The sequence below is a fragment of the Paenibacillus sp. ATY16 genome, from assembly GCF_003399985.2.
GTDB lineage: Bacteria > Bacillota > Bacilli > Paenibacillales > Paenibacillaceae > Pristimantibacillus > Pristimantibacillus glycanilyticus.
On sequence record NZ_NMOK02000037.1, the window covers coordinates 124,062 to 143,301 of the forward strand.

17 protein-coding genes and 1 other annotated feature are annotated in these 19,240 nt (G+C 51.5%); of the genes, 12 read left to right on the plus strand and 5 right to left on the minus strand.

Going from position 1 to position 19,240, the window contains the following annotated elements:
* Positions 1-109 precede the first annotated feature (109 nt).
* The 5 genes from CFI03_RS20860 (at position 110) to CFI03_RS20880 (ending at position 6,340) form a co-directional block, all read left to right on the plus strand.
* The gene (locus tag CFI03_RS20860) at positions 110-1,405 is read left to right on the plus strand and encodes a Gfo/Idh/MocA family protein (RefSeq protein WP_248759239.1); all 1,296 of its coding nucleotides are present in this window, start codon (positions 110-112) and stop codon (positions 1,403-1,405) included.
* Between the two features lie 12 nt (positions 1,406-1,417).
* Positions 1,418-2,875 (plus strand): glucuronate isomerase, encoded by a 1,458-nt coding sequence (uxaC, locus tag CFI03_RS20865; protein ID WP_248759241.1) that lies wholly within the window; start codon positions 1,418-1,420, stop codon positions 2,873-2,875.
* Positions 2,872-4,380 (plus strand): tagaturonate reductase, encoded by a 1,509-nt coding sequence (locus CFI03_RS20870; RefSeq protein WP_248759243.1) that lies wholly within the window; start codon positions 2,872-2,874, stop codon positions 4,378-4,380. The genes uxaC and CFI03_RS20870 overlap by 4 nt, the downstream gene beginning before the upstream one ends.
* Positions 4,377-5,912, plus strand: a complete 1,536-nt coding sequence (locus CFI03_RS20875; protein ID WP_248759245.1) for a UxaA family hydrolase — start codon at positions 4,377-4,379, stop codon at positions 5,910-5,912. Before CFI03_RS20870 ends, CFI03_RS20875 begins: the two co-directional genes overlap by 4 nt.
* A gap of 119 nt (positions 5,913-6,031) precedes the next feature.
* Positions 6,032-6,340, plus strand: coding sequence for a hypothetical protein (locus CFI03_RS20880; RefSeq protein ID WP_248759247.1), 309 nt, complete (start codon positions 6,032-6,034; stop codon positions 6,338-6,340).
* Between the two features lie 68 nt (positions 6,341-6,408).
* Here the strand turns inward: CFI03_RS20880 and CFI03_RS20885 are convergent, their stop codons facing one another.
* From CFI03_RS20885 to CFI03_RS20895, 3 genes are all read right to left on the minus strand, one after another.
* Complete coding sequence (locus CFI03_RS20885; protein ID WP_248759249.1) at positions 6,409-7,632, minus strand: CynX/NimT family MFS transporter; 1,224 nt, start codon at positions 7,630-7,632, stop codon at positions 6,409-6,411.
* Positions 7,601-8,332, minus strand: a complete 732-nt coding sequence (locus tag CFI03_RS20890) for a FadR/GntR family transcriptional regulator (protein WP_248759251.1) — start codon at positions 8,330-8,332, stop codon at positions 7,601-7,603. The genes CFI03_RS20885 and CFI03_RS20890 overlap by 32 nt, the downstream gene beginning before the upstream one ends.
* 117 nt (positions 8,333-8,449) lie before the next feature.
* Positions 8,450-9,352, minus strand: coding sequence for a sigma-70 family RNA polymerase sigma factor (locus CFI03_RS20895; RefSeq protein WP_248759253.1), 903 nt, complete (start codon positions 9,350-9,352; stop codon positions 8,450-8,452).
* A gap of 528 nt (positions 9,353-9,880) precedes the next feature.
* On the opposite strand from CFI03_RS20895, the gene CFI03_RS20900 reads away from it, so the two are divergent.
* Complete coding sequence (locus CFI03_RS20900; RefSeq protein ID WP_248759255.1) at positions 9,881-11,068, plus strand: MFS transporter; 1,188 nt, start codon at positions 9,881-9,883, stop codon at positions 11,066-11,068.
* 79 nt (positions 11,069-11,147) lie between these two features.
* Positions 11,148-12,677 carry an FAD-dependent oxidoreductase gene (locus tag CFI03_RS20905; protein WP_248759257.1) on the plus strand — a complete coding sequence of 510 codons (1,530 nt, stop codon included), beginning with the start codon at positions 11,148-11,150 and terminating at the stop codon, positions 12,675-12,677.
* Positions 12,678-12,738: 61 nt separating this feature from the next.
* On the opposite strand, the gene CFI03_RS20910 is transcribed toward CFI03_RS20905, so the two are convergent.
* Positions 12,739-13,353, minus strand: coding sequence for a TetR/AcrR family transcriptional regulator (locus tag CFI03_RS20910; protein ID WP_248759260.1), 615 nt, complete (start codon positions 13,351-13,353; stop codon positions 12,739-12,741).
* 129 nt (positions 13,354-13,482) lie between these two features.
* Between CFI03_RS20910 and CFI03_RS20915 the strand changes: the two genes are divergently transcribed.
* The 4 genes from CFI03_RS20915 to CFI03_RS20930 all read left to right on the plus strand — a co-directional run bounded on the left by CFI03_RS20915 (position 13,483) and on the right by CFI03_RS20930 (position 17,853).
* A complete protein-coding gene (locus CFI03_RS20915) occupies positions 13,483-14,049 on the plus strand; it encodes a cysteine hydrolase family protein (protein ID WP_248759261.1) in 567 nt (188 codons plus the stop codon).
* Between the two features lie 38 nt (positions 14,050-14,087).
* Positions 14,088-15,293 (plus strand): multidrug efflux MFS transporter, encoded by a 1,206-nt coding sequence (locus tag CFI03_RS20920; protein ID WP_248759264.1) that lies wholly within the window; start codon positions 14,088-14,090, stop codon positions 15,291-15,293.
* Between the two features lie 57 nt (positions 15,294-15,350).
* Positions 15,351-15,614 (plus strand) — a binding site (T-box leader).
* Positions 15,615-15,732: 118 nt separating this feature from the next.
* A complete protein-coding gene (gene asd / locus CFI03_RS20925; protein WP_248759266.1) occupies positions 15,733-16,818 on the plus strand; it encodes an aspartate-semialdehyde dehydrogenase in 1,086 nt (361 codons plus the stop codon).
* Between the two features lie 84 nt (positions 16,819-16,902).
* Positions 16,903-17,853, plus strand: coding sequence for a D-2-hydroxyacid dehydrogenase family protein (locus CFI03_RS20930; RefSeq protein ID WP_248759268.1), 951 nt, complete (start codon positions 16,903-16,905; stop codon positions 17,851-17,853).
* A 55-nt stretch (positions 17,854-17,908) separates the two neighbouring features.
* On the opposite strand, the gene CFI03_RS20935 is transcribed toward CFI03_RS20930, so the two are convergent.
* On the minus strand, positions 17,909-18,274 hold the full coding sequence (locus CFI03_RS20935; protein ID WP_248759270.1) for a YmaF family protein: 366 nt from the start codon (positions 18,272-18,274) through the stop codon (positions 17,909-17,911).
* Between the two features lie 189 nt (positions 18,275-18,463).
* On the opposite strand from CFI03_RS20935, the gene CFI03_RS20940 reads away from it, so the two are divergent.
* Positions 18,464-19,237, plus strand: a complete 774-nt coding sequence (locus CFI03_RS20940) for a gluconate 2-dehydrogenase subunit 3 family protein (RefSeq protein ID WP_201005208.1) — start codon at positions 18,464-18,466, stop codon at positions 19,235-19,237.
* The last annotated feature ends 3 nt before the right edge of the window (positions 19,238-19,240 follow it).

The window sequence follows — 19,240 nt, forward strand, 5'->3', positions numbered from 1 at the left end:
GCGGTATAGATTTAATTCTAGCATAGATTGCGGAGAGATTGAGCAGATATTGCTGTACATTTTGAATATAGGAAATCCAATACCAGCCAGTAAGGAGATGTACAAACCAATGTCTAACAAGAAAACGTACGTGCAAGTCGGAACCGGGGGGCGCGCGGAATTTTTCTATGGGGCGATTGCCACAACCTACCGGGAAACATCCGAGCTGCTTGCCTTTTGCGATATTAACCAGACCCGCATGGACTACGCGAACAAGCTTCTGCAGGACAAGTACGATTACCCGGCCGTGAAGACGTACAAGAGCGACGAATTCGAACGCATGATCGAGGAGATCAAACCGCAATTTGTAATCGTTACGACGGTTGACCGCACGCATCATCAATATATTATCCGTGCTCTCGAGCTAGGCTGCGATGTGATTACGGAGAAACCGATGACGGTAGACGAAGAGAAATGCCAAGATATTCTGGACGCGGTTGAGCGGACGGGCCGTCAGGTGCGCGTAACGTTTAACTACCGTTATGCTCCGCATCATACCAAAGCCCGCGAGCTTATTGAGAACGGTACCATTGGCGACGTAACCTCCGTGCACTTCGAATGGCTGCTAAATACGCAGCACGGCGCGGACTACTTCCGCAGATGGCACCGCGACAAACGCAACAGCGGAGGACTCCTTGTCCACAAATCGACGCATCACTTCGATCTTGTAAACTTCTGGATTGGTTCGGAGCCGGATACGGTGTTCGCGATGGGCGACCTGCTGTTCTACGGCCGGGAAAATGCCGAGAAGCGCGGCGTTACGAAGTTCTACGACCGTGCGACAGGCAATCCAAACGCAGAGAATGATCCGTTTGCGCTTCCGCTCGACAACAACGAGCATTTGAAAGCGATGTATTACGACGCGGAGAAAGAAGACGGCTACCGCCGCGACCAAAGCGTATTCGGCGACGGCATCTCGATCGAAGACACGATGAGCGTGTTGGTCCGCTACAAGAATAAAGCTCTGCTGACGTATTCGCTTAATGCATACCTGCCTTGGGAAGGCTACCGGATTGCGTTCAACGGTACAAAAGGCCGCATCGAAATGACGGTAATCGAACAGTCCTATGTCAACTCCGGCGGGGACAAAGCCTTGGAAGGGGCGGTTCAAGGCGTTAACATCATCGTGTTCCCGATGTTTGGCGAAGCCTACACGGCGGAGTTCGAAGAAGGCGAAGGCGGTCATGGCGGCGGCGATCCGGTTCTGCTCAATGATATTTTCGGCGTTCCGGTGGAAGACCGCTTTAATCGCGCGGCTAACCACATTGACGGCGCGCGTTCCATCCTGACGGGCATTGCTGCCAACAAATCGATCCGCACGGGCCAATCGGTGAAAGTCGATGACCTGGTACGCTTTTACGAATAGGAGGAATTTCGGATGAAGGCTTTTATGGATGATCAATTTCTATTGAACAGCGATACCGCTGCCTTGTTATACGAGAAATTCGCGAAGCCGATGCCAATTATCGACTACCATTGCCACCTGGATCCGAAGGCAATCTACGAGAATAAGCCGTTTCGCAACTTAACCGAAGTATGGTTGTACGGCGATCACTACAAATGGCGCGCGATGCGGGCTAACGGTATAGCAGAAGAGTATGTTACCGGCGGCGAAGGCGTCAGCGATTATGACCGGTTCCTCGCTTATACGCGCACCGTTCCGATGGCCATCGGCAATCCGTTGTATCACTGGTCCCATCTGGAGCTTAAGCGTTTGTTCGGCATTGACGAACTTATCAACGAGAAGAATGCTCCGGTTATCTGGGAGAAAGCGAATAAAATATTTGAAGGCAGCGGGATGACGCCGCAGGAGCTGGTGCGCGTATCGAATGTCCGCGTCGTATGCACGACGGATGACCCGGCCGATTCGCTGGAGTATCACATCAAGCTGATGGAGGAAGACCGTCACGGCTTCCAGGTACGGCCTTCATTCCGTCCGGATAAGGCGCTTGAGATTAACCGTGCGACATTCCTGCCATGGATCAATCGTCTGGAGGAAGCAAGCGGATATGAAGTATCCGATTACAGCCTGCTGCTGAAAGCGCTGAAGGAGAGAGTGGATTTCTTCCACCGGACCGGTTGTCTGCTGTCCGACCATGCCATCGATACGGTTCTGTATGCGGACGCGACAGAAGAGCAGGCGGCGGCGATCTTTGCGAAAGCTCTCCGCGGCGAACAGGTAAGCCTGGAGGAAGAAGCGCAATACAAGACCTTTACGCTGGTCTACCTATCCCGTCTGTATGCCGATCATGGCTGGGCGATGCAGCTTCATATTCATGCCCATCGCAACAACAATACTGCAATGATGGGACGTCTAGGTCCGGATACCGGCTATGACTCCATTAACACGGGTTCATTGGCCGGACCGCTTGTCCGGCTGCTCGACAGCATGGAAAATAACGGTAACGGCGGTCTACCGCGTACGATTCTGTATTCCTTGAATGCTTCGGATAATGACGTGCTTGCTTCCATAATCGGCAGCTTCCAGGACGGCACGATCCCGGGTAAAATCCAGCTTGGCTCGGCATGGTGGTTCAACGATACGATTGACGGCATGCTGGCCCAAATGAAATCTCTTGCGAATATGGGCCTGATCAGCAGGTTTGTCGGCATGCTGACCGATTCGCGGAGCTTCCTGTCTTATCCGCGGCACGAATACTTCCGCCGGATTCTGTGCAATTTGCTTGGCGACTGGGTGGAATCCGGTCAAGTTCCCGCGGATATGGAGCTTCTTGGCTCTATCGTAGAAGGCATCTGCTACCGTAACGCAGAGCAATACTTCCGTTTTGGATCAGACTCGGCGAGCATTAAGGTTCAAGCGGGGGTTGCCCAATGAGTTCTATGACGAATAACTTACCTAACTTGAATTTTGCCATCCTGCGGGAAGGAGAGGCTTCATCTTATAACCGGATGAAGTCTTATCCGGTCAAGGTGCTGCAAATCGGCGAAGGCAATTTCCTCCGCGGCTTTGTAGATTGGATGATTCACCGCTGCAATGAGCAAGGGCTTTTTAACGGCAGCATTGCGGTATCCCAGCCTCGCCCAACGGGTGCGGCGAAGCTGCAGGAGCTTAAGGAGCAGGACGGTCTCTATTATCAATGGATCAGAGGCCTGAATGATGGGGAGCTTGTCGATCGGCGCGAACTGATCTCGGTATTTTCCGATTTTGTTGATCCGTATCAGGAATGGGGCCGTTTCCTTGCGCAAGCGGCAAATCCGGATTTGGAGCTGGTTGTGTCGAATACGACGGAAGCGGGTCTGGTCTACCAGGCATCGGACTGGGCGCCGGATCAGCCGATCCTATCGTACCCGGGCAAGCTGACGCTGCTCTTATACCGCAGGTTCGAGCATTTTGGCGGTGATCCGGGCAAAGGTCTTCTTCTGCTGCCATGCGAGCTTGTTGAGCGCAACGGCGATAAGCTACGCGACATCGTGCTGCAGCATGCTTCGGACTGGAAGCTGCCTGAGGCGTTCGCGGACTGGATCCGGGAGCATAATCGGTTCCTGAATTCGCTGGTGGACCGCATTGTCACGGGCTTCCCGGCCGAAGAAGCGAATGAGCGTTTTGCGGAATGGGGGATCAAGGACTGTCTCTTAAACGCGGCTGAGCCTTATCATATCTGGGCGATAGAAGGGGAAGAGGAGTTAGACGAGCGCCTTCCGTTCGTGAAAGCCGGATTAAACGTTATATGGACAAACGATCTGCAGTCCTATCAGCTTCGCAAGGTACGGATCCTGAACGGTGCTCATAGCTGGATGGCGGCATACGGGCTGTTGAACGGATTAAATGAAGTACGCGAAGTCGTTGAACACCCGGTCTACGGAGCGCATTTGCGCGAAGTTGTTTTTAAAGAGATTGTACCGTCCGTACCGCTTCCGGAAGGGGAAATGAAAGCGTATGCCGGGCAGGTTATCGAACGGTTCGCGAATCCGTACGTGAGGCATAAGCTTACGGATATCGCGATGAATAGTTTATCCAAATTCAAGGTGCGCCTGCTGCCGACTCTCATGGCTTATTACGAGCGTACAGGCGATTTGCCGCCGTTTATCGTGAAGGCGTTTGCCTCCTTGCTTAAACTGTACCGCGTAAAGCTAACCGAGGAAGGCGCTTATGCCGGCACGCGTCTGGATGATAGCCAGCTGCTCATTCGCGACGATGCGGCTATGCTGGCGGAGCTTGCCTCCCTTTGGAACAAAGCGGATAACGGTGAGCTTGGCTTGAAGGAGCTGCTGGAGGATGTTCTCGGACGCGACGTTTGGTGGGGAACGGATCTAAACGGAATAACCGGCCTAGCTGACCGGTTAACGGCCGAAATTGCTCAATTGGAGGAACAAGCATGAGAAACGCAACGATTACGAACGCAACGCTGCTTCACCCGCAAGACGATGTCGTTATCGCTCTGCGGGATATCGAACCGGGCGAGATCGTCAGATGGCCGTCGGCCGATGGAAGCGAGCAGTCGGTAGCGGTAGATAAAGCGGTGCCGCGCGGCCATAAAATTTTGATTCATCCCGTTGCGGCCGGCGTGCATGTCCATAAATTCGGTTACTCGATCGGAGTCGCCAAAGAAGACATAACGCCAGGCAGCTGGGTTCATACCCATAATCTCCGTACCGGATTAGGAGAGGTCCTGGATTATGAATACAAGCCTAAGACGGATTCGGCTTCAACCGAAGCTGTGGTCAGTCCGTCTTGGCCCTCAACTTTTCAAGGTTATGTCCGGGAAGATGGGGAAATCGGGATCCGTAATGAAATCTGGATAATCAATACGGTTGGCTGCATTAACAAGACCTGCGAGACCATTGCCAAGCTTGCCGGACGACAGTTCGAAGGGCAAGGAATTGACGGCGTATACCATTTCCCGCATCCGTACGGCTGCTCCCAGCTTGGCGATGATTTGACGGCGACGCAGAAGCTGCTCTCCGCGCTTGTCCGGCACGGAAATGCGGCAGGCGTGCTCGTTATCGGACTTGGCTGCGAGAATAACCAGATTGATGCCTTCAAGAAAGCGATTGGCGATTACAATCCGTCCCGCGTCAAGTTCCTGAAATCCCAAGAGGTGGAGGATGAGCTGGAGGAAGGTCTGAAGCTGATCGAAGAGCTGGTCGAGTACGCCGGCGGATTCAAACGTCAGGAGCTGCCTCTTGCGAAGCTGCGGATTGGCCTGAAATGCGGCGGTTCGGACGGTTTTTCCGGCATTACGGCTAACCCTCTCGTGGGCCGTATCGCGGATGCGATTACGGCTTCAGGCGGTACGGCGCTTCTGACGGAAGTACCGGAGATGTTTGGCGCGGAGACGATTCTGATGGACCGCGCGGCGGATGAGCAGGTTTTTAACGGGATAGTTAATCTCGTTAATGACTTTAAAGGCTATTTTATCCGTCACGGACAGGAGATTTACGAGAATCCATCCCCAGGCAACAAGGACGGCGGAATTACGACGCTTGAGGAAAAGTCGCTTGGGTGCACGCAAAAGGGCGGCCATGCAACGGTAACCGACGTTCTTCCGTACGGGGAACCGTCGAGAAAACCTGGCCTCAACCTTGTTCAAGCACCGGGCAACGACTTGGTGTCGGTTACGGCGTTATCGGCTGCCGGAGCCCATATTGTATTATTTACGACGGGACGGGGCACGCCTTTTGGTGGTCCGGTTCCAACCGTCAAGATTGCGACAAATACGCAGCTGGCGGAACGGAAAAAGAACTGGATCGATTACAACGCGGGTCAGCTGATTGAAGGAAAGAGGATGGAGGAGCTTCAGGAAGAGCTGCTTCATCAGATTGTCGAGCTTGCTTCAGGCAAGAGGGAGACGAACAACGAACGTAACGGCTTCCGCGAAATTGCGATTTTTAAAGACGGCGTTATTCTATAGTTATTAATGAACCGGGCTGCCGCTGCTAAGCGGGTAGCCCGGTTTTTCGTTTTGAAGGCGGGTCGGAAGTCATGTATACTAGTAGGCACTTGCATCTGATTATTGGGAGGCCTATTACGATGAGTCAGCGTTACCGCATTACTAGATCTTTGAAGGAAACAGGCAATGTTCAGGATATGACCTTGGACGAGTGCAAGCAGCTATTTGCGTCCAAGCCGGATTTCGAATACACCTCGGTCTTTACCGTAAAAGGCCCGGAGAGCACGATGTCCATCGAAGGCGATTTCTTTATGTGGAGCTACGGGGAAGCTAAAATCCCTTTCCGGCTGTACAGCGGCGATCTCTATGTGGCAGTGAGCAATGAGGCGGTCGTTCCGAAAATGATCGAAATTGCGAGCGAGCTTGAAGCGGATATTGTGGAAGGTTAATGTGATAGCGAAAAATCAATTAAAAAACCAACTCCTGCGAGAAGCGAGGAGTTGGTTTTTTAATTGTTTCAAGCTTGCGCATCGCCTACGTAACGATTTCTTGCAGCACCCATGCCAAAGATAAAAATGAGCAGGCTTGCGGCAATCAGCATGCCAATCGATACCGTCCAGTGATGGGTCATGTCGTGTAATATGCCGAATACGAGCGGACCGATTGCCGCCAGAAAGTAACCAACCGATTGCGCCATTCCGGAAAGCTGCGCGGCGGCATGGGAAGTGCGGGTGCGGAGCGTGAAAAACAGCATCGCGAGACTAAACGAGCCCGCGCCGGCAATTCCGATAAACACCGACCATAACGGAACCAAGCCGTTCCCGTCCAGCAGCAATCCGCCTATGCCGACCAGGTAAAGAACCGTTGTAATAATCACGAGTATCCGTTGGCTTTTCATCCGGCTTGCAATGATGGGGATCACAAACGTAAACGGCAGCATCGAGAACTGGATAAGCGACAGCATCCAGCCGGCCGTATCATCCGTCATGCCTCTGTCATTTAAGATTTCAGGAAGCCAAGCGACAAGATTGTAGAAGATAAAGGATTGCAGTCCCATAAATAAAGTAACCTGCCAAGCGAGAGAGGAACGCCAAGGCTTGGCTTCACCCGCAGCCGTGCTCACTTGGGATACGGCTGCCGCCGCTTGACGGGTTTTACTCATTCGCGGCAGCCAGAAGACGATGCCCACGGCTGTCAGCACAAGCCAGCAGCTTAAGGCGCCTTGCCAACCAAAGCCCGCATCGCGGGCAAGCGGTACGCTAATGCCGGAGGCAAAAGCGCCGCAAAGGTTCATCGATACCGAATAAATCCCGGTCATTAAGCCGATTTTGCTTGAAAAATCTCTTTTTACAAGGCTGGGAATAAGAACGTTGCAGACGGCAATGGATAACCCGATCAGGATCGTTCCGCCAAACAGGGCAACGGAGCTGGAGATCGAGCGGCACAAGGTACCGATCCCGATAAAAATCAAAGCGATAAATATGACGCGTTCGACTCCGTAACGCCGCGCGAGCTGCGGGGCGAAGGGAGACATAAACGTAAAGGCGAGCAAAGGAACGGTTGTCAGGAGCCCGGCAACGGAATTGGATATTCCGGTCGATTCGCGGATGTAGCTGACTAACGGTCCAACCGACGTAATAGGCGCCCTAAGATTGGCGGCTACGAAAATAATGCTTAAAGCGAGCAGCAGACCGGATGCTTTCTTCAGGTCAGCTTTCGCTATTTTGCTGATTTGTTCCATGTTGGTCTAGTCCTCCGGTGATGTCTTCATTCTGAAAATGCTGCTGCGTTTCTCCAATGTACTGTTGAACCATCTCTACTGCTTTGGCGCTGTTCTGCTCCCTAATCGCCTCCATCAGCCGTACGTGGTTATCATGGAAGCCGTGAAACCGATCCTTGTTGAACATGTCCACAAGAATAGGCGGCACACTGTCGTAAATATAATCGTACAGCTCGATAAGCAGCCCGTTGCGGGAGGAAGCAATTACGGCCAGATGGAACTCCATATCCCAGCGGGCATAACCGTCGGCATTCGCCTTTTGAATAGCCTCTTTACTTTGATCCAGGCAATAAGCCATCCGCTCCAAATCCTCCTCGTCCCGCCGCTGGGCGGAAAGACTCGCGGCTTCCTTTTCCAAGGCATGCCGAACCTCTAGCGTTTCCAGCCAGCTTGCTCGTTGGATCCGCTTCTTAAGTACGGGGCCAAGCGCGCTGGAAGAGCTGACATACGTACCGTCTCCTTGCCTTGTTTTCAGCAATCCCGCATGGGTTAAGGCGCGGATGGCTTCCCGCAAGGTGTTGCGGCTGACTTGAAGCTGCTCCATCAGTTCAGGCTCCGGGGGGACTTTTGTGCCAACCGCCCATTGACCGGAAGCAATCAGACCTTCGATCTGCTCCGCCACTTGTTCAACCAGCGTTAGCCGTTTTGCTTGCTTCAGCATAGCGTTTCTCCTTTCTAAACGTTCAAACGTAGGATGTTTGGTTATTTTACCTCGAAAGTGGTTCATTTGCAATAAAAAAAAGACCATTTCCCGGATTTGCGGAAAACGGTCTGGCATTTAATGAATTCTTGTAAGCTTCTCCGGATTGGAGATGGCGTACACGGAACGTATTTTTCCCGTTTGTTCATCGGGCTCGAAGAGATAGACTTTGACGGGCTTGTTATCCTGGATTTGCATCAAGCCTTGTTGTCCGCTGACGACTATAGGCTGCCAGCTTCCTTCAAAGGCACCCTTCCTCGCAATACCCTCCAAAAAGGCAATAATTCTGTGCGGACCAAGGATCGGATTAAGCGCAGAGCGTACGATACCGCCGCCATCCGACAACATAACCGCGTCGTCGGTAAGAAGGTGGATGAAGCTTTCCAGTCGTCCCGTGTAGATCGCTTCGGAGAAGGACTGCACAAAGCGGGTCATGGACTCATCCAGCGTCGCTTTATTTTCCTCGTTAAGGGAGGAGGAGTGACCGATCTTGGCGGAAGCGCGGCTGAAAATTTTCCGGCAAGCCGCTTCGGATTTATCCAGCATAGCCGCGATCTCCGCATATTCATAGCCGAAGGATTCCCGCAGGACAAATACGGCGCGCTCGGGCGGCGTACAGCTCTGAAGCAGAACGAGAAGGGCGTAACCGAGCTGTTCATGCTGAATCACATTGTCGAGCGGCGAAAATTCCGGAGCCCCGTCACTCACCGGCTCGGGCAGCCATTGGCCCGGGTAGCTCTCGCGTTTGCGCGGAGCCGACTTCATCACGTTTAAGACCCGGTTGGTGAGCAGTTTGACCAGATACGCCTTTGGGTGCGAGATCTCGATGCCATCAAGCCTGCTGACGGTAACGAACACATCCTGGACCGCGTCTTCCGCTTCGCTCATCGAGCCCAGCATCCGGTAGGCGATCGAAGTTAGGAGCGGCTTATACTCCCGGTAGAGCTGTTCAATTTCCAAAGCTGTATCGCTTGCCGTCAAGTCCTATCGACCTCCAAAATTTAACTGTTTTGATCATACCGTAACGAACCGCAAGAAACCACCCTCATCCGGAGGAGTGGTTTCTTTGGCTATTGAAAGCGAGGCAGAATGCTCAGCTCGCATGGTGTCGGTTTCGTTATCTAAGACAATGCAGCAGCCGGATTTGTGACAGGGGATAAGAAAAAAGATGGAGCGGGAAGCATGTCAAGGCAGCGTGCTGCCCCGGTTGCGGATCATTATAGAAAAAATGCATTGACGTGGATCGCTATTTCGGATTACACTAGCACCAGTCATTTAGTAAATTAGTAAATTAGTAAACAAGTGAACGAGATCAGCCGACTAATTAATTTCATGCGGAAATTTAGTGTAAAGCTTGATGCTTTCAATTAGTTGGCTTCATTAGAATCAACCATGCAAGAAAGAGGTGAGGACAGCAGCTCCGTGTAACCGCCGCAATGACACTGCGAGATCGTGACAACGGTCTTGCCGCCAAAATCAAAAAATCTTACTATTCACGAGGTATCTATTATGTTTTCCAATCGTTATGTACGAACGATCATTTGTTCCCGGGTGCTGCTGCACCTGGGAATATGGATCCGGAATTACGCGGTGTTGCTGTATGTGACCGATCTAACCGGCAACGATCCGGTATACGTCTCGCTTATTTCGGTTGCGGAATTTGCGCCGATCTTCCTATTCGCCTTAATCGGGGGGACCTTCGCCGATAGATGGCGGCCGAAACGGACGATGGCAGGGAGCGATTTGCTCTCGGCGGTCTCCGTCGCAGCCGTATTGCTCGCGCTCATTAACGGCGGATGGATAGCCCTGCTGATCGGAACTTTTCTATCGGCGAGCCTGTCCCAGTTTTCCCAGCCTTCCGCAATGAAGCTATACAAACGCCATGTACCCGGCGAACAGCTGCAGGGCGTGATGGCGATGTCCCAAACGCTTGTCGCGGTCTTTATGGTACTTGGGCCGGTTATCGGCACGCTTATCTTCCTAAAGCTTGGCATCCAGGTATCCCTTATTTTGACGGCCGTCTTATTCCTGGGCTCCTCGCTTATTCTGGCAACGCTGCCCCGTGACGCAAGCGAACAGCATTCAAACCTCAAATCCAGCTTTATGAGCGAGATGACAGCCGGTATCCGGTACGTCTGGTCGAATCAGGCTCTTCGAACCTTATGCGTCAGCTTTGCGGTTGTCGGGTTTGCTTCCGGTCTAACGCAGCCGCTTCAAATCTTTATTGTGGTGGAGCAGCTTGGACAAGCGAAGAGCTTTCTGCAATGGCTTGTCATGACAAACGGCGCAGCCATGCTGATCGGAGGAGTCGCGATTATGGGCGCAGCGAAAAAAATACCGCCGCAGCGTCTATTCGTAGCGGGGCTGCTCATTACGGCGGTCTGCACGACCGGGATTGGCGCCTCTACGATGATTTGGCTGACCATTCTCTTATTGATCATCAGCGGGTTGGTATATCCGGCTATTCAAGGAGGCATTCAAACGCTCATCGTCCGGAACACGGAGATGGCTTATATGGGCCGCGTATCCGGAGCGATTATGCCTGTGTTTATGGGAATGATGGTTATCGGCATGTCTCTGTCGGGCTATTTGAAAGGTGCTTTATCGTTATTCGCCGTCTATGGCTTAAGCGGTCTCCTCATCATGGCTGGCGTTCTAATCCTGCTGAAGCTCCGGGAAGGCCAAGCGAACAAATAAGGCAGACCTGCACATAAATTCCTTCCAATCGTGCAAATTAAGGAAATCCAATTGCCGTTGAGAGGGGTAACGTAGAACCATGTCATACCATAAAGATCTGCCGCAGTTTCCCGAGTCTTATTGGACTGCATCCCAGCATGATAAGGGTAAATTTCCGAAGCTTGAGCAGGATGCGGAAGCCGATGTAGTCGTAGTAGGCGGAGGGATATCCGGTATAACCACTGCCTATCTGTTGAGTCAGGAAGGTCTTCGGGTCGTGCTGCTCGAAGCGGGGGAGATTCTGAACGGAACGACCGCTCACACGACAGCGAAAATAACCGCGCAGCATGATCTGATCTTTGACGAGCTTATTCGTTCCGAAGGCAAGGAAAAAGCTTCGCTTTATTACGAAGCCGCGAAAGACGCGATGAATTTCATCCGGGAGACGATCGGCAGGCATCAGATTGAATGCGGTTATGCGGAGCAGGATGCTTATGTATACACCCATCATGTGGATTACATCGTCAAGGTGGAGAATGAAGCAAAAGCCTATCAAGAGCTTGGCATACCGGGCGCCTATCTGGACAAAATGCCGCTTAACCTGCCGCTCTTTAGCGCTGTACGGATGGACGGACAAGCACAGTTTCATCCGCTCAATTATTTATTGAAGCTGGTTGAGGAATTTTTGAAGGCTGGCGGCAAAATCTACGAACAGACAACGGCCGTAGACGTGGAACGCGTAGACGATTCGCCAAAAGTCATGACCGGCGACGGGCATCGGATTGGATGCAAATACGTTGTTTCCTGCACCCATTTTCCTTTTTACGACGGTCAAGGCTTTTATTTTGCAAGAATGCACGCCGATCGTTCCTATGTACTTGGCTTACGGGTGGAAGACGAATATCCGGGCGGGATGTATCTGAGTGCCGAGGACCCGAAGCGTTCCGTGCGTTATGCTCCGCTCGATGACGGGAATAAGCTGATAATTCTAGGCGGACAGAGCCATAAGACAGGACAAGGGATCTGCACGATCAACCATTACGACGAGCTGCGGAAGTTTGCGGAGAATCAGTTCGAGATAAAAGAAATTTCCTACAGATGGTCCGCGCAGGACCTTGTTACGGGAGACAAAATACCGTTTATCGGGCGCATTACGGCTTCGCATCCCGACGTCTTTATCGCAACGGGCTTCCGCAAATGGGGGATGACGAACGGTACCGCGGCTGCCCTCCTTATCCGGGATCTTATTCTGGAAAGGGATAATCCGTATGCGGAGCTGTTTACGCCTTCCCGTTCTCTGTCCTGGAAAACCGTTGGCAAGCTGATATCGGATAACGCGGATGTTGCGAAGCACTTGATTTCCGGGAAGCTGGAGTATGTCAAGAAACGTCCGGAGCACCTTGAGAAGGATGAAGGCAGCGTTGTTCAAATTCAAGGCCGCCGGGCAGGGGGATATCGGGATAAAGACGGTCAACTCTTTCTTGTCGACACGACCTGCACCCATATGGGCTGCGAGGTGGAATGGAATAACGGGGAACGGACCTGGGATTGCCCTTGCCACGGCTCGCGCTTCTCGATTACCGGCGAAGTTATTGAGGGTCCGGCGGAAAAGCCTTTAGTTCGCTTATAAAACAAACGAAAACCAGCTTGCATTCCTTGTTAAAGGGATAGGGCTGGTTTTTTCGTGCCGTCTATTTATCTGCGATAAAAGTAGCGCAAAGATGCTCGAGAATCACTTCCGGCGAATAACCGCGGACCTCCCGCTGGAATAGATACGATTCGCTGCTCACTCCATTAAGCAGCATATCGGCACGGAATACGCTGTTTGGTTCAGATTTTCCCGAAGCGGTAAGCATCTCGTCAAACAGCTGAACAAGAATTTCGTGCAGCTCATGGTAGAGCGGACCTTTTTGCCGGGTGCTCGGCCGGTTGGCTTGCGAAGAATCCTCAACGCCGCGCAGCAGCTGGGATTTTTTTTCCCGAAACTTGATGAACAAGCCAAGAATTCCTTTCAGTCTGGAGCTTGGAGAGTCAGCATGGTTATCTTCCAGGTAGGCGTAAATATCCTCAAACAGAATGACCAGATTGTCCTTCATGAGGTCCAGACACAATTCGCTCTTATTACGGTATCGGCGGTAAAGAGTGCCCGGTCCGATCTGGGCTTCAGCCGCTATCTGATTCATGCTGACCTGTTCCACGCCATGCTGTTCAAACAATTGGAGAGCGGCGTTAAGGATACGCTGACGGTTCTCGGCAGCATCCCGGCGCTCGGGCTTAGGCGGAGTAGTCGTTGAATCTTTATTCATGTCCGGATCACATCCTATCTTAAAAACATGATTTTAAGCTTGGTTGACAAACGGAGAGGTCTCCGTTTAATATCAAAAGGAGAGTTCTCCGCTTAATATTATCATAACCGTAAGGAGTGTGTACAATCGATGTTGAACGCGAAAAGAAGCGCATTCGTAATCATGGACTTGCAGAACGGCATTGTATCCCGTTTTGCTAATAACCCGGAGGTTATTCAACCTTTTCAGAAGGCTTTAGAGGCTGCGCGCAAGCAAGAGATCCCGGTTATTTTTGTCCGCGTGGGCTTTAATGAAGGATATCCGGAAGTCAGTCCCCGCAATAAATCCTTTTCGGTCGTTGCGCAGCATGGCGGCATGACAATCCATGACGATGCCACGCAGATTCACGAGTCGGTGAAGCCTCTGCCTGGCGAGCCGGTCGTTACGAAGTTCCGGATCAGCGCGTTTGCCGGCAGCAACCTGGAGGTTATTCTTCGCGCGAAGCAGGTCGAGAATCTTATTCTATGCGGCATTTCGACAAGCGGAGTTGTGTTATCCACGGTGCGCGAGGCGGCTGACAAGGATTTTGCCATTACCGTATTAAAGGATGCCTGCCTGGATGCGGATCCCGAAGTGCACCGCGTCCTTACCGAGAAGGTGTTCCCGCGCCAGGCGGACGTAAAAACGGTGGAAGACTGGATTGAATCCTTAGCTTAAAACACCCGGAAGCAACAGAATGAAGGAGGATGACAGGTATGCCAATATGGAAAAGAAACCTGTTCGTCTGTTGGTTTGGCGTATTCGTCGCAAGCATCGGCATGAGCCAGATCGCCCCGGTATTGCCTTTGTACATCAATCATCTGGGCGTTTCCGATACCCGAATGGTAGAGCAGTATTCCGGTTTAGCGTTTGGGATTACCTTTATATTGTCCGCCGTGTTTTCTCCGATATGGGGAATCGCGGCGGATAAATACGGGCGGAAGCCGATGCTGCTCCGGGCAAGTCTTGGCATGGCCATCGTCATTTTCAGCATGGGCTTCGCCCAAAACGTGTATGAGCTGATTGGCCTTCGCCTGCTGCAGGGAATCATTACGGGTTACGCCTCCGCTTGCACGGCGCTTATCGCAACGCAGACCGAGAAAGCCCACGCCGGGTGGGCGCTCGGAACCTTGTCCACGGCGGGAATCGCGGGTTCCTTGTTAGGTCCGTCCATCGGCGGATTTATTGAATTGCATTTCGGTATGCGGAATGTGTTTTTTATTACCGGAGTATTGTTATTGTTCGCTTTTATTACAACCTTGCTGTTCGTGAAAGAGAATTTCACCCGCGTGGATAAAAAAGCGCAGAGAATGAAGGAAGTGTGGGGCAGTATCCCCGAGAAGAATCTGACGATCACTTTGTTCGTGACGTATTTTGCCTTAACGCTTGCCATGTATTCCATTGAACCGGTCTTAACGGTGTATGTCACAAGCTTAACGAGCAGCACCGAGCATGTTGCACTGCTGGCCGGGTTTATATTCTCCGCCTCCGGACTGGCCAATATGATCGCGGCGCCAAGGCTCGGCAGACTGTCGGATAAGATTGGCGCGCACAAGGTGATGCTTATCGCTTTGATTGTTGCGGGCCTGTTGTTTATACCGCAGGCATTGGTCCATCAGCCTTGGGAGCTTATGGTGCTTCGATTCTTGCTTGGGCTGGCGGCAGGGGGGCTTAACCCGTCTGTAAATATTCTGATCAAAAAAATTACGCCGGATGCTCTCACGGGCAGAGTCTTTGGTTTTGCGATGTCGGCGAGTTACCTCGGCGTCTTTATCGGTTCCATTCTCGGAGGGCAAATCTCTGCTTGGTTAGGCATCCGGGCGGTCTTTTTAACAACGGGAGCTATCCTTCTGCTGAACGCTTTGTGGGTCTACGCGAAAGCGTATAAGAAGCTTAATCTTAAAGCGGCTGAAGGCCGTTAATTTTTTTGCGAAAATGGGTTTACCTCGGATTCGTTTTTTGTTATTATAACTGCAATATGAAATGCAATGACGAGACGAGTAGGTAAATCAATTCTTTTCCAGAGAGCTCCGGTATGCTGAAAAGGAGTAAAGAGTTATTTATCGAAGAAAGACTCTGAGCAGCGCATCGGAACCGGTCTGGCCGGGGATGGTGTGACAGGAGCTCCTGTTATAGAGCTAGAGTATAAGCATTGATGGCAATGCCGTACTTGAAGAGGCTGATATGGCGACATATCCGCGAATTTAGGGTGGTACCACGGGTATTCAAATCTCGTCCCTGAGACTACGGTCTTGGGGGTGGGATTTTTTTATTTTCGCAGCAAGCAAAGGGATTTATACCGCATACATGTAAGGTATAAGGTCGGCATACAAAATCAGACTGAGAGGATTTGAAGAATAAATGTCACAAAAACTTAAAGTTGGTATTGTTGGTGGAACAGGCATGGTTGGCCAGCGCTTCGTACAATTGCTGGATCAGCATCCTTGGTTTGAAGTAACGGTTATTGCCGCAAGCGCAGGCTCGGCAGGCAAACCGTACGTTGAATCTGTTCAGAACAGATGGAAGCTTGACACACCAATCCCTGAAGCGGTTAAGAATATCGTGGTGCAGGACGCTTCCAAGGTCGAAGAGGTTGCTGCTGGCGTTGATTTTGTATTCTGTGCGGTGGATATGCCTAAGAAAGAAATTCAGGCGCTCGAAGAGGCTTACGCAAAAACAGGCACGCCGGTCGTGTCCAACAACTCGGCGCATCGCTGGACGGCGGACGTTCCTATGGTTATTCCCGAGATCAATCCGGAGCATCTTGAAGTTATTGAGGCTCAAAGAAAACGTCTGGGTACAACAACCGGCTTTATCGCGGTAAAACCGAACTGCTCGATTCAAAGCTATGTACCGGCGCTTCATGCTTTGCGCGATTTCAAACCTACGACGGTTGTAGCTTCGACGTATCAAGCGATCTCCGGTGCCGGCAAAAACTTTACGGACTGGCCGGATATGCTGGATAACGTTATTCCTTACATCGGCGGCGAAGAAGAGAAGAGCGAGCAGGAGCCGCTCCGCATCTGGGGCAGCGTTGAGAACGGCGAAGTCGTAAAAGCAAGCGCTCCGCTGATCACAACGCAATGCATCCGCGTTCCGGTAACGGACGGCCACCTTGCAACGGTGTTCGTGAACTTCGAGAACAAACCTTCGAAGGAAGAAATCCTTGCGCGCTGGTCCGAGTACAAAGGCCGTCCGCAAGAGCTGGGTCTGCCAAGCGCGCCTAAGCAATTCATTACGTACTTCGAAGAAGAGAACAGACCGCAAACGAAGCTCGACCGCGACATTGAAAAAGGCATGGGCGTATCGGCTGGCCGTTTGCGCGAAGATTCCCTGTACGATTTCAAATTCGTTGGCCTGTCGCATAACACGCTTCGCGGCGCAGCGGGCGGTGCCGTATTGATTGCCGAACTGCTCAAAGCGGAAGGTTATATCCAACCGAAATAATTGAGATGATTGCAGCAAGCTCCCCCAGAATAGCGGGTAAGGAGCTTGCTGTTTTGCTTTCTAAGACAAGGAGGAGAACAGCTAATGAAATGTGCCGTATTGGACGATTATCAGAATGTTGCCTTGAGCATGGCCGACTGGTCGTCTGTTCAGGAGCGTGTTGAGCTGCAAGTATACAACCATCATTTCGAAGATCAGAATGAGCTTGTCGCCGCTCTGCAGGATTGCGAGATTGTTGTCATCATGCGGGAACGAACGCCTTTCCGCAAAGAGCTTCTGCAGCGGCTGCCTAACCTGAAGCTACTTGTTACCAGCGGAATGCGCAATGCATCCATTGATCTAGCCGCAGCTGCGGAACAGGGGATTACGGTATGCGGCACGAAAGGCGGAGGCGAGGGAACGACCGAACTGACCTGGGCGCTGATTCTGGGTTTAGCCAGAAAGCTGGTGCTCGAGAATGAAGCGGTTCGAAACGGCGGCTGGCAAAGCACGATCGGAGTGGACCTTCATGGCAAGAGGCTCGGGTTGTTGGGGCTTGGCCATATCGGAACCAACGTGGCAAGAATCGGACAAGCCTTCGGCATGCAGGTGATGGCGTGGAGCCAGAACCTGACCGCCGAGAAAGCGGCAGCAGCCGGCGTTACGCTGGCTAGCTCCAAGGAAGAGCTGCTGGAGAGCAGCGATATCGTATCCGTACACTTGGTGCTCGGAGATCGTACTCGGGGCTTGATAGGCGCGCGAGAGCTAGAGCGGATGCGGCCGACCGCTTTTCTCATTAACACCTCGCGAGGCCCTATTGTTGATCGCGATGCTTTGCTGGATGCACTTCGCAGCGGCACAATCGCCGGAGCCGGGATCGACGTATTCGATCAGGAGCCGCTGCCTCAAGACGATCCATTCCGCTCGCTGCCGAATGTCCTCGCAACCCCGCATATCGGTTACGTAACGGAAGCGGCGTACCGGGGATTTTACAAGGGTATCGTTAAAGATATTGAGGCGTATTTGGCCGGTTCGCCGGTAAACGTACTAACATAGTTTCAGACAAAGAGATAGACTGTCGTTTTTTCGACAGTCTATCTCTTTTTAATCTTTATTTAACTAGTGGTGCCTGAATTAAAGTCGAGAATTTAAATGGATGAACATGACCATCGTTAAAGGTCGTCTGGCCTTTTACAAAATGAACATGCTTGCCTCTTCCGACGGGGATAGCAGGACCTGTCGTTATTTTTTTTAATTTATGAAAATGATTAAAGAAATCTGTATTGGTTAAGTCAATTTCATGAACATGGCTATTTCCTCGTGGTATCGCCTGCCCGGTAACGCCTGCGAATCGGTGGTTATGACGATCATTTCCTTCTTCGGCAAGCTGGGTACTGCCCTGGAACTCATGAACATGCCGCTGTACCTTGTAACAAGGTGCAGCTTTTTTGTTAATTGTCGCTCTTTTTCTAACCATAGTTGACAAACCTCCTAATGATGGAACTGTTTTCATGGTATTAAGGAAAGGATCGGCCCGTTCTAGGCTATCTCATTGATTTAGTCAGATTGTAAGTTTCCTCAATTGGAAAAATTCTTGAATAATTTATGATCAATTAGAAGAAAATTAGAAAACCTACTAAATCGGGGTAGCAAGGAGAGAATGATAATGGCGAATGACAAACCGAATCAGCCGCAGGACGAATCGCGCAGAAGGTTCCTTAAATATTCCGGTACGGCTCTTGGCGGGGTAGTGCTTGGCGGGGTCATCGGAGGACTTGTAGGCTCGAATCTGAAACAGACGGAGAAGGAAGCAGCTCCGGAACCGGGCAAGTCGGGGACCGCACCGGAGGATAGAGACTATAACCAAGCGTTGATGTTCTTTAGTCAGGATCAATTTTTGACGGCGGAAGCTGCAGCCGAGCGGCTCTTTCCGAAGGATGATCTGGGCCCGGGAGCCAAGGAGCTTGGCGTAGCCTTTTTCATTGACCATCAGATGGTAAGCCAATACGGCTATAATGCACGTGATTATATGCTTCCGCCTTATTACAAGGCTGAAGAAACGCAGGGTTATCAGCTGATCTTCAAACGGAGAGAACTAATCGCGTTAGGATTGGATGCCTTAAATCAATATAGCAATACGAAATATCAGAAGCCGTTTGTCGAGATAACACCAGAGGATCAGGATGCTGTTCTTACCGCATTTGAAAAGAATGATACGAGCATTAAGGATTTTCCCGCTTCGAACTTCTTCGCTATGTTTCTCAATCTGACGCTTGAGGGAGCTTACGCAGACCCGCTGTATGGGGGCAACCGAAATATGGCAGGCTGGAAAATGAGAAATTTCCCCGGCAACCAGATGAGTTATACCGAATATGTGGACAAGGACGAATTTGTCAAACTTGATCCGTTAAGCTTGCATGATCATCTTGAACTTGGATAGATA

Excerpts from the sequence above, each read along its gene's own strand:
- CFI03_RS20880 (WP_248759247.1), top strand. The coding sequence starts at position 6,032 with ATGAGTCAGCGTTACCGCATTACTAGATCTTTGAAGGAAACAGGCAAT.
- CFI03_RS20920 (WP_248759264.1), top strand. The coding sequence starts at position 14,088 with ATGCCAATATGGAAAAGAAACCTGTTCGTCTGTTGGTTTGGCGTATTC.
- CFI03_RS20890 (WP_248759251.1), bottom strand. The coding sequence starts at position 8,332 with ATGCTGAAGCAAGCAAAACGGCTAACGCTGGTTGAACAAGTGGCGGAG.
- CFI03_RS20860 (WP_248759239.1), top strand. The coding sequence starts at position 110 with ATGTCTAACAAGAAAACGTACGTGCAAGTCGGAACCGGGGGGCGCGCG.
- CFI03_RS20885 (WP_248759249.1), bottom strand. The coding sequence starts at position 7,632 with ATGGAACAAATCAGCAAAATAGCGAAAGCTGACCTGAAGAAAGCATCC.
- CFI03_RS20940 (WP_201005208.1), top strand. The coding sequence starts at position 18,464 with ATGGCGAATGACAAACCGAATCAGCCGCAGGACGAATCGCGCAGAAGG.
- CFI03_RS20935 (WP_248759270.1), bottom strand. The coding sequence starts at position 18,274 with ATGGTTAGAAAAAGAGCGACAATTAACAAAAAAGCTGCACCTTGTTAC.
- CFI03_RS20910 (WP_248759260.1), bottom strand. The coding sequence starts at position 13,353 with ATGAATAAAGATTCAACGACTACTCCGCCTAAGCCCGAGCGCCGGGAT.
- CFI03_RS20900 (WP_248759255.1), top strand. The coding sequence starts at position 9,881 with ATGTTTTCCAATCGTTATGTACGAACGATCATTTGTTCCCGGGTGCTG.
- CFI03_RS20930 (WP_248759268.1), top strand. The coding sequence starts at position 16,903 with ATGAAATGTGCCGTATTGGACGATTATCAGAATGTTGCCTTGAGCATG.
- CFI03_RS20870 (WP_248759243.1), top strand. The coding sequence starts at position 2,872 with ATGAGTTCTATGACGAATAACTTACCTAACTTGAATTTTGCCATCCTG.
- CFI03_RS20915 (WP_248759261.1), top strand. The coding sequence starts at position 13,483 with ATGTTGAACGCGAAAAGAAGCGCATTCGTAATCATGGACTTGCAGAAC.
- CFI03_RS20875 (WP_248759245.1), top strand. The coding sequence starts at position 4,377 with ATGAGAAACGCAACGATTACGAACGCAACGCTGCTTCACCCGCAAGAC.
- uxaC (WP_248759241.1), top strand. The coding sequence starts at position 1,418 with ATGAAGGCTTTTATGGATGATCAATTTCTATTGAACAGCGATACCGCT.
- asd (WP_248759266.1), top strand. The coding sequence starts at position 15,733 with ATGTCACAAAAACTTAAAGTTGGTATTGTTGGTGGAACAGGCATGGTT.
- CFI03_RS20905 (WP_248759257.1), top strand. The coding sequence starts at position 11,148 with ATGTCATACCATAAAGATCTGCCGCAGTTTCCCGAGTCTTATTGGACT.